This window comes from Streptomyces niveiscabiei (genome assembly GCF_001419795.1).
In the GTDB taxonomy this organism is placed as follows: domain Bacteria; phylum Actinomycetota; class Actinomycetes; order Streptomycetales; family Streptomycetaceae; genus Streptomyces; species Streptomyces niveiscabiei.
Genome location: NZ_LIRL01000198.1, coordinates 19,267 through 27,830 on the forward strand (window position 1 = coordinate 19,267; position 8,564 = coordinate 27,830).

Consider the following 8,564-nt stretch of genomic DNA (forward strand, 5'->3'; position numbering starts at 1 on the left):
TCGGGGCCGCGCCGCTCTCCGGGACCGGCCCCGAACAGCAGGAATGCTGGATTCCGCTACCCAATCCCCCGCCCCGGGTGAAATCCGTCACACTTGACCCACGGTCACTCTGCGAACAACCTCGGTGTCGCACCGCGTACCGATATGCGTTTACGGGGGTTCCATGAACGACCGCCGCATGCCTGACAACCGTCTCAGCGGCCGGATATCAGCAGCACCCAGCGATTTGCTCCACCGGGAAATCCTCGAACCGCAGTTCCGGTACGAGGCAGCACATCTGCTGCCCTGGTACGTGGCCATCGAGAAAGTCCTGGCCCTCGAATACAGCCGGATGAATCTGATCGAAAAGGACGACGCCCGGCGTATCGGTTCCCTCCTGGACGGAATCACCGCGGAAGGGCTCCAGGCTGACCCCGAGGCGAATTACTCGGACATCGCCTTCGCCGTCGAGCGCCACGTCGAGCAGCGCCTCGACCCGGCCGTGCCCCGCTGGCACGTCGACCGCAGCCGCAACGACCTCCAGGCCTGCGCCCAGCTCCTGTTCGGCCGGAGCCAGGTGCTGCGGGCCGCCGGGGCGCTCACCGCGTTCGGCCGGGCGGCGCACCGGCTCGCGGCGGCCCACACCGACACCCCGATGCCCGGGTACACGCACCTCCAGTCCGCCCAGATCATCACGCCGGGGTTCTACCTGGCGGCCCTGACGGACCGGGTGATCCACGCGCTGGAACGATTCCTCACGACGTACCGGGGGATCGACCTGTGCCCGCTGGGCGCCGGGGCGATGGCGGGCCAGGAGATCCCCTGGGACCGCGCGGAGATGGCCCGGCTGCTCGGCTTCCGCGCGGCGAACCCGCACGCCCTGGCGTCGGTCGCGTCGCGGGACTGGGTCGTCGAGGTCACCGCCGAACTGTCGCTGGCCGCCACCTGGCTGGGCCGGTTCTGCACCGACCTGATGGCCTGGGGCAGCTCCGAGTACGGCCTGATCGAGCTGCCCGACGAGCTGTCCGGGATCTCCTCGGCGATGCCGCAGAAGAAGAACTACCCGGTGCTGGAGCGCATCCGGGGCAGGACGGCCCACCTGGTGTCGCTGCACCTGGACACCGTGCTCGGGCAGCGCAACACCGCGTACTCGAACAGCGTCGAGGTGTCGAAGGAGGCCGGCGCGCACGTCCTGGGCGCGTTCGACACGCTGTGCTCCACCCTCGAACTGTTCACCACGGTCCTGGACCACCTGCGGTTCCGCGAGGAGCGGGCGCTCGCCCTGTGCGAGCGGGAGTACCTGGGCGGCTTCTCGCTGGCCAACCTGCTCACCCTCGACGAGGGCGTGCCGTGGCGCCGGGCGCAGGTCGTCGCGGGCCAGTTCATCACGGCCTGCGTCGAGCGGGGCCTGCCTCCCGCGCAGGCCGACCCCGAGCTGCTGCGGGCCGTCGCCGAGCGCAGCGGCTTCGAGCTGAGCCGGCCCGAGCATCTCGTCGCCGAGTCCTTCGACGTCCGCCGGGGGCTGCTGCGCAAGAGCTCGCCGGGGTCCGCGCACCCGGACGCCGTGCGCGCGCTCCTGGCCGAGCAGGCGGGGCGGCTCGACGAGCTGGACAAGGAGTGGGCCGCGTGCGCCGGCACGGTCGACGCGGCGCTGGCCCGCACCGACGGCCTGCTGGGCATCGGCTCCCAGCAAAGCGCAAACGCCACGAGGGGCGGCGCCCGGTGACCGCCGACGAGACGACCCTGGAGTACGCGACCGCCACCGGCACGGGCCACGCCCACGGCACGTTCGGCGAGCTGCTCCAAGGGGTCCTCGACGAGAACGGCCTCGACTTCCTCGTCACCTTCCCCGTCTCCCTCACCTCCCGCGCCGACTTCCAGCTGGTCGGCGGCGCGCGGGAGATCACGGTCAGGCCCGCGCACAAGCACAAGGCGCGCCGGCTCGCCCAGCGCGTCCTGCGCGACCACGGCGTCGAGGGCGGCGGACTGCTGACGCTGATCAGCTCGATCCCCGAGGGCAAGGGGCTGGCCAGCTCGTCCGCCGACCTGGTGGCGACCGCGCACGCGGTGGGGGACGCGCTCGGCGTCCGGTTCACGGAGAGCGAGATCGAGGCGCTGCTGCGGGACGTCGAGCCCTCGGACGGCGTCATGTACCAGGGCGTCGTGGCCTTCTACCACCGGCAGGTCCGGCTGAAGGAGCGGCTCGGTTTCCTGCCGCCGCTGACGATCGTCGCGCACGACATCGGCGGAACGGTCGACACGGTCCTCTTCAACCGCTCCCCCAAGCCTTTCGACGCGGCCGACCGCAGGGAATACAGCGCGCTTCTGGACGAATTGCGCGAGGCCCTGCGCCACGGCGACCTGGAAACGGTCGGCCGGGTTTCCACCCGCAGTGCCCTGAAGAACACGAAGCTCGCCGCCCGGGACTGTTTCGACGACCTCCTGCGCATTTGCCACGAGGTCGAAGGGCTCGGTCTCGTGCTGGCCCACAGCGGGACGAATCTCGGCATTCTGCTGCGCGACGACGTCCCGGATCACGCGGACCGGCTGGCCCATGCCAGAAAGTCCTGCGAGGCGCTTCCCGGCTCCGTCTCGCTCTACCGGTCGATGGGACCGGACAGTTACCGCACCGCCGGCGCATAAAGGCGAACGAACCGGCCGGACATACCGAACGCGATATTGCTCGGGGGATTTTTCCTGTGAAGTTCGACAGCATGGTCGACGCCGTCGGCCGTACTCCTCTGGTGCGCCTGCGCGGCGCGGCGCCCGGAGTCGAGGTCTACGCGAAGCTGGAGCTCCAGAACCTGTTCGCGATGAAGGACCGGGTCGCCCGGAGCATGCTCCTGGAGGCCCGCAGAACCGGGGTGCTGCGCGAGGGCGCCCCGATCGTGGAGAGCTCCTCCGGCACGATGGCGCTCGGCGTGGCGCTGGTGGGGACGGCTCTGGGCCACCCGGTGCACATCGTCACCGACCCCCGGATCGACGCCATCACGCTGGCGAAGCTGCGGGCGCTCGGCTGCGAGGTGCACGTCGTGCGGGCCATGACCAGCCACGGCTGGCAGAGCGCCCGGCTGGAGGAGCTGGAGCGGCTGATGGCCGGCCTGCCCGGCGCGTTCTGGCCCCAGCAGTACAGCAACCCCGACAACCCGGGCGCCTACCGGCTGCTCGCCGAGGAGATCGAGGAGGACCTCGGCACGGTGGACGTGCTGGTCGGCTCGGTCGGCAGCGGCGGCTCGCTGTGCGGGACGGCCCGCGCGCTGCGGCGTACGTGCCCGGAGCTGCGGGTGGTGGGCGTCGACTCCGTCGGCAGCGTCCTGTTCGGCCAGCCGGACGTGCCGGGCCGCCTCCAGAGCGGGCTCGGCAACAGCCTCCTGCCGAAGAACCTCGACCGCAGGGTCGTCGACGAGGTGCACTGGCTCAACGACCGCGAGGCGTTCGAGTCGGCCCGCGCCCTCGCCCGCGAGCAGCAGGTCTTCGCCGGCAACACCTCCGGCTCGGTGTACCGGGTCCTCATGCACGTGGCGTCTCAGGCGGCGCCGGGCACCCGGATCGTGGGCATCCTGCCCGACCGGGGCGACCGGTACGTCGACACCGTCTACGACGACGCGTTCTGGGCCCGCAAGGAGCTGGCCTCGCTGGAGGCGCGCGAGACCCCGGACGCCGTACCGCTCGACCGTGTCGTGCGCGCCTGGTCGGTCGCCGCGCTGCGGGAGCACCCCGAACCGCCGGGCGGGCACCTGCTGTTCGTGGAGTCCAACACCACCGGCACGGGCATGCTGGCGCTGTCCGTCGCCCGGCGGCTGGGCTTCGAACCGGTGCTGCTGACCAGCTCCCCGGCCCGGTACGCGGGCCTGGAGGAGGCGGGGTGCCGGGTGATCGTCTGCGACACCAACACGCAGGCGGAGCTGCGCCGCACCATCCAGGACGCGTTCCGGCGCGACGAGCTGGCCGGGGTGACGACCACCAGCGACTTCTACGTCCCCGCCGTCGCCGAGCTGACGACCTGGCTGGGGATGCCCGGGAACCGGGCCGAAGCGGTCGCCGTGTGCCGGGACAAGGCGCTGCTGCGGGAGCGGCTGCGCGAACACGGCGTGCCGCAGCCGGGGTCCGTCGCCGTCCGCGACGTCGCCGAGGTGCCCGCCGCGCTGGCGTCGGTGGGGCTGCCGTGCGTCGTCAAGCCCGCCGACGACTCCGGGTCCAACAACGTGCTGCTGTGCCACAGCGAGGAGGAGGTCCTCGCGCAGGCCCGCACGATCCTCGGCATCCGCTTCAACATGCGGGACATGCCGACGGCCGGGACCGTCCTGATCGAGGAGTACGTCGACGCGCCCGAGTACAGCGTGGAGATGTTCACCTGGGACGGGGAGACCCGCTGCGTCGGGATCACCGAGAAGAGCGTCACCGGGCTGCCGCACTTCGTGGAGTACCGGCACGTGTTCCCCGCCCCGCTCCCCGCCGCCCGCGCCGCCGCCGTCGAGGACGCCGTACGCCGGGCCGTGACGGCGGCCGGGATCACCCTCGGCGCCACCCACACCGAGGTGCGGCTCACCGACGACGGGCCGGTGATCATCGAGATCAACCCGCGGCTCGCCGGGGGCATGATCCCCGAGCTGATCCAGCTCGCCACCGGCGTACAACTCCTCGACCAGCAGATACGGGTCGCGGCCGGACTGCCGCCCGAGCCGCTGCGCGAGCCGGTCCGGCACGCGGGCATCCACTTCCTGCTGGCCGACCGGCCCGGGACGCTCGCCGAGCTGGCCGGCACCGGCCGGGCGCGCGAGACCGACGGCGTCGACCGGGTGACCGTCACCGCACGGCCCGGCGCCGAGGTCCGCCCGCCCCGCAACGCCTACGACCGCCTGGGCCACGTCATCGCCCACGGCGACACCCATGAACAGGTCACCAAGATCCTGGCCGACGCAGTCGGCCGCACGGCCGTCGTCCTCGCGGACGACGAAGCGACAGAGGGGCACGCACAGTGATCGAGCTGCGCAGCGACACATTCACCCTGCCGACCCCGGAGATGCTCCGGGCGATGGGCGAGGCACCCCTCGGGGACGACGTCTACGGCGAGGACCCCACCACCAATCGCCTGGAGGAACTCGCCGCCGCCACCCTCGGCAAGGAGGCGGCCTGCTTCCTGCCGAGCGGCACCATGGCCAACCTCGCCTCGATCATGGCGCACGCCCCGCGCGGCACGAAGGTGCTGGTCGGCGACGAGAGCGACATCTACATCTACGAGGCCGGCGGGGCCTCCGTGGCCGGCGGGATCGTTTACGAGCCCGTCCCCACCCAGCCGGACGGCCGCCTGCTGCTCACCGACCTCGCGCAGGGGTTCCCCGACGACCCCGACGACCCGCAGTTCGCGCTGCCCGCGCTGATCTGCCTGGAGAACACCCACAACCGCTCCGGCGGCAGCGTCCTGCCCCTCGGCTACCTCGCCGAGGTACGCGCCTTCGCCGACGAGCGCGGTGTGCCGGTGCACATGGACGGCGCGCGCCTGTTCAACGCGGCCGTCGGCGCGGGCGTACCCGTCGCGGACATCGCCCGGTACGCCGACTCCGTCCAGTTCTGCCTCTCCAAGGGGCTGTCCGCGCCCATCGGTTCGATGGCCGCCGGTACGGCGGACTTCATCGGGCGGGTGCGCCGGATCAGGAAGCTGCTCGGCGGCGGGATGCGGCAGACCGGGGTGATCGCGGCGGCCGGCATCCTCGCCATCGAGGACGCCGGGCGGCTGGCCGAGGACCACCGCAACGCGGAGCGGCTCGCCGCCGGGCTCGCGCGGATCGAGGGCATCGACGTCCTGCCCGCCCGGACGCGCACCAACATCGTCATGTTCCGGGTCACCGACCCCCGGTTCACCTGGCAGACGTTCGCGCGGGCAGCGGCCGGACACGGGCTGGCCATCGCGGAACTGGGACACGGACGGCTGCGGGCCGTCACCCATCGCGGGGTGAGCGAGCAGGACATCGACGAGGCGATCGAGGTCGTCACCCGCGTCCTGGCCGGCGTTCCGGTGGAAGCGGGTGCCGGTCACCGTGTCTGAACAGTCCCCCACGCACTTCTCCACCCTCCCCGCCGCGCTCTCCCACTGGGCCGCCGTACGCCCCGACGACACCGCGTACGTCTTCGCCTCCCCCCAGGGCGACACCGAGGTCTCCTACCGGGAGCTGGAGCGCTCCGCGCTGTCGGTCGCCGCGTTCCTGCGCACGACCGCGCGCCCCGGCGACCGCGTCCTGCTCCTGCTGCCTCCCGGCCTCGACTACCTGACCGCGTTCCTCGGCTGCCTGTACGCCGGAACGGTCGCCGTGCCGCTGTACCCGCCGCGCCCCGGCGCCAAGCTCGACCGGATCGAGGCGGTCGTCCGGGACTGCCGCCCCACCCACGCGCTCACCGTCGACCTGCTCCTCGACCACCTCAGGTCCGCCGCCGACGGGCTGCGCCTGCACAGCGTCGAGGAGATCAGGGCGGCCGGGCACTCCGCGTCGCTCCCCCTGCCGCGCGCCGCCGACCTCGCCTTCCTCCAGTACACCTCCGGCTCGACCGGCACCCCCAAGGGCGTCATGGTCGGGCACGGCAACCTCGCCGAGAACGACCGGGCCATCGCCGCCGGGTTCGGGGTCCGCTCGGACGACGTCATCCTCAGCTGGCTGCCGCTCTACCACGACATGGGGCTCATCGGTACGGCGCTGCTGCCGCTGTACCTGGGCGTGCGCGCGGTGCTGCTCGACACGTTCGCGTTCATCCACGACCCGCTGAGCTGGCCCGAGGCGATCTCCCGGTACGGGGCGACCTGCTCCGGCGGCCCCAACTTCGCCTACCAGCTGCTCGCGGACCGCTACGACGCCGAGCGCCTCGCGGGCCTCGACCTCTCCTCCTGGCGCATCGCCTTCAACGGGGCCGAGCCGATCATCCCGGCGACCCTGGAGGCTTTCGCCGGCCTGTACGGCCGGCACGGCTTCGACCGGGGCGCCCTGTACCCGTGCTACGGGCTGGCGGAGGCCACCCTGTTCGTGTCCGGCGCCGAGCCCATGGCCGGGTACGAGGCGCTGTCGCTGGACCGGCGTGCGGTGGAGAGCGGCCGGCTCGACGAAGCGTCCGAGGGCGACCGTCTGGACGTCGTCTCCTGCGGGCGGGCCGCCGTCGACACCGAGATCGTGATCCGCTCGACGGACGGGCGTGCCCTGCCGGACGGGGAGATCGGCGAGATCTGCGTACGCGGGCCCGGTGTCGCGGGCGGCTACTGGGAACGCCCCGAGGCGTCCGAGGAAACCTTCCGCGCACGCGTCGAGGGACGGGACGGAACCTTCCTGCGCACCGGTGACCTGGGCGCGCTGCGCGACGGTCAGCTCTATCCGGTCGGCCGCAACAAGGACCTGATCATCGTCGCCGGGCGCAACTTCTACCCGTACGACGTCGAGAACCTCGCGTCCGCCGCCTCCGACGACCTGCGCCGGGGCTGCGCGGCGGCGTTCCAGCCGGAACTGGCGGAGCCGCGCGTGGTCCTCGTCGCGGAGGCCGCGCGGGACGCGGTGGCGCGGCTGCGGTCGGACGCCGGGGCGGTGGCGGCGCTGGGCGCGGCGGTACGGCGCCGGGTGGGGGCCGAGTGCGGTCTCGACCTGGCCGACGTGGTGCTCGTGTACCCCGGGTCGATCCCCAAGACGTCCAGCGGGAAGATCCGGCGGGCCGAGACACGGAAACGGTTCCTGGACGGCGGGCTGAGGCTGCTCGGCACGTCCAGGAACCCGATGGCGCGCCCGGCGCAGGGCCAGGCCGTGACGCCCGCTGTCCCGGCAGGGGGCGAGACCGGAACCGCTGCTCTCCCGGCGCGGGATCAGGCCCTGGCGCCCGCTCTTCCGGCGCCGGGCGCGGTCGGCTCCCCCGCCGCTTCCGCCCCGGGCTCCGGCCCCGAGCCGCTCCGCGCCATGCTTGCCCGCCTCGTCGCCGCCCACGCGGGTGCCGAGCCCGGCGCCGAGGACTTCGCGCTGCCGCTGGCGGCCCTGGGGCTGGACTCGCTGAAGCTGGTCGCCCTGCGCGGCGGCATCGAGCGGCAGTCCGGGCGGCGCCTGGACACGGGCCTGTTCTACGGCGACCGCTCGCTGGACGACATCGCGGAGGCGCTCGGCACGGCGCCGGAGCCGGCGGGCGGGGAACCGGCCGCCGGCCTCACCGGCCGCGCCGACTCCGCTGCCCTCTCCGGTGGAGCCGATGGCGCCGACCCCGCCGACTCCGCCGCCCTCTCCGGCCCCGCCGCAGGAGCCGGCCTCGGTGCCCACCCGGCGACCGAGGGGCAGGTCCAGTTCCAGTTCCGCCACGAGCTGCTCCCCGAGGACACCGCGCACAACCTCCCCGTCGCCCTGCGCATCGGCCGCCGCCTCGACCCGGCCCGCATCCGCGCCGCGCTGACGGCCGTGATCGCCCGGCACGCGGCGCTGCGGACGACGCTGGGCGAACCCGGCACCGGGACCCAGATCGTGCACGAACCCGGCGCCCTGCCGCTGGACTTCACGCACTGGGAGGCCGACGGCACCTTCCCGGACGGCGCTTCCCACGACGGCGCCCGCCCCGGCGGCACGCCCCTCGAA

Annotated in this window: 5 protein-coding genes; all 5 read left to right on the plus strand. The window is 73.1% G+C overall.

Annotated elements, in window-relative coordinates:
• Positions 1 to 178: 178 nt before the first annotated feature.
• Positions 179 to 1,705 (plus strand): argininosuccinate lyase, encoded by a 1,527-nt coding sequence (locus AOK24_RS11300; RefSeq protein ID WP_055719933.1) that lies wholly within the window; start codon positions 179 to 181, stop codon positions 1,703 to 1,705.
• Positions 1,702 to 2,622, plus strand: a complete 921-nt coding sequence (locus AOK24_RS11305; RefSeq protein ID WP_055719934.1) for a GHMP family kinase ATP-binding protein — start codon at positions 1,702 to 1,704, stop codon at positions 2,620 to 2,622. The genes AOK24_RS11300 and AOK24_RS11305 overlap by 4 nt, the downstream gene beginning before the upstream one ends.
• Positions 2,623 to 2,678: 56 nt before the next feature.
• Positions 2,679 to 4,961: a pyridoxal-phosphate dependent enzyme gene (locus tag AOK24_RS11310; RefSeq protein ID WP_055719935.1), complete on the plus strand. Its 2,283-nt coding sequence runs from the start codon at positions 2,679 to 2,681 to the stop codon at positions 4,959 to 4,961.
• Positions 4,958 to 6,025, plus strand: coding sequence for a GntG family PLP-dependent aldolase (locus tag AOK24_RS11315; protein WP_079056764.1), 1,068 nt, complete (start codon positions 4,958 to 4,960; stop codon positions 6,023 to 6,025). The genes AOK24_RS11310 and AOK24_RS11315 overlap by 4 nt, the downstream gene beginning before the upstream one ends.
• On the plus strand, positions 6,018 to 8,564 hold a 2,547-nt coding region (locus AOK24_RS11320; RefSeq protein WP_159051841.1), incomplete at its 3' end, for an AMP-binding protein. The genes AOK24_RS11315 and AOK24_RS11320, both read left to right, overlap by 8 nt.